The organism is Kineococcus glutinatus, assembly GCF_039542765.1.
GTDB classification, from domain to species: domain Bacteria; phylum Actinomycetota; class Actinomycetes; order Actinomycetales; family Kineococcaceae; genus Kineococcus_A; species Kineococcus_A glutinatus.
Window position 1 is genome coordinate 1 of record NZ_BAABIL010000507.1, and the last position, 1,653, is coordinate 1,653.

The 1,653-nt window shown below is 78.9% G+C and carries 1 protein-coding gene and 1 pseudogene; both read right to left on the minus strand.

Annotated elements, in window-relative coordinates; genetic code table 11:
* Nucleotides 1-52 precede the first annotated feature (52 nt).
* A complete protein-coding gene (locus ABEB16_RS17175) occupies nt 53-799 on the minus strand; it encodes an ABC transporter permease (protein WP_345713441.1) in 747 nt (248 codons plus the stop codon).
* 54 nt (nt 800-853) lie between these two features.
* Nucleotides 854-1,653, minus strand: a pseudogene (locus ABEB16_RS17180) (transporter); the annotation flags it as partial.

Genomic DNA, 1,653 nt, shown 5'->3' on the forward strand with positions numbered 1-1,653 from the left:
CTCACGCCTGCGCCGGGCTCACGCCTGCGCCGGGCTCACGCCTGCGCCGGGCTCACGCCTCCACCGGGCGCAGCACCAGCGCCCGCGCCAGCAGCCGCGTCACCACCACCGCCGCCACCGTCTCCGCCGCCAGCAGCCCCGCCAGCACCAGCAGCTGCACCCGCGCCGCCTCCAGCGGGCTCGCCCCGCCCAGCAGCAGCCCCACGAACGCCCCCGGCAGCACGACCAGCCCCACGTTGCGCGTCTGGTCCAGCGCCGGCCCCACCGAGCGCGCCGCGGCCGTGCGCGCCAGCTGCGCGGTCGCCTGCCGCGGCGTCGCACCCAGGGCGTACCAGCCCTCCACGACGTCCCACTGCTGGCGGGCGTCGTCCAGCAACCGGCGCCCCGCGAGCGTCGTGGCGGTCATCGCGCCCCCGACGAGCTGGGCCCCGAACGGCACCACGTCCCGCGCGTCGCGCTCCAGCGCCCCCGTGAGCAGCACCGGCAGCGCAGCCGCGGCAGCACCCACCCCGATCGCCAGCCCCGTCACGCCCCACGCCGAGCGCAACCCGCCCAGCTGCCGCGCCGACGTCCCCGACGCGACCGCCAGCGCCAGCGCCAGGTAGGCCGGCGCCAGCACCGGCGTGGCCAGCACGACGCCGATGACGACACCCACCACCAGCACCTGCACCACGGCGCGCGCCACCGCGACGACCACCGCCCGCTCCTGGCCCAGGCCACCGGCGCGCCCAGCGACGACCGCGACGGCCACCAGCAGCAGCAGGGCGACCGCCAGCGGTCCCACCTCGGCCGGGCTCACCGGCGCAGCGTGCCAGGACACCGCGGCGGGGCGCTCGCCGAGCCCCGCCGGACGTCAGGACCGGCTGACGGTGGCGAGCAGCTCCGGGCCGCGGGAGTCCAGGACCCGCCCGCCCAGCCGCACCCCCAGCACCAGCCACACCGGGCCCAGCAGCAGCGCCGCCAGCAGACCCAGCCACCCCCACCACGGCGCGACGGCCACCGCGACCAGCGCGAGCACCGCCGAGGGCAGCGTCAGCAGCGCCACCGCCGTGCTCGTGCCGAGCTGCACCAGCAGCGTGGCGGCACCGGCACCGCGGGGCGTGCTGAACGGGTTGCCGCCGGGCGGGGCCACCGGGTACGGCACGAGGGCGCAGGCGACGACGGAGACCCCCACCCCGGCGCAGTACACCGCCGCGGTCAGCCCCCCGACGGCAGGCAGGAGCTCCCAGCGCCCCGACACCGCCGTGCCCGCAGCGCACGCCAGCACCAGCAGCGGTGCCTGCCACGACGCCGCGGCCAGCACCCGGCCGAGGAGGTCGTGGTGGCCGCGCAGGCCGCTGGCCAGGTGGAGCCAGAACGCGGAGTGGTCGTAGGACAGGTCCGCGTGCAGGCTCCAGCCCAGCACGAACGCGACCACCGGTCCCGCCCACAGCACCCACGGCCCCACGTCGGCGCCGTTGGAGAACGGGATGACGACGAGCAGCAGGGGCAGCACCACGGCGACCGCACCGCCCATCGCGTAGCGCGGGTCGCGGCGCCAGTACGCGAGGCACCGGGCGGCCACCGCGGCGGCGGGCGTGGCGGGGAGCACGGCGAGCACGCGGTCCGCGCCGTTGCGGGAGCGGGTGCCGGCCGGGCGGCCGTCGACGGCCG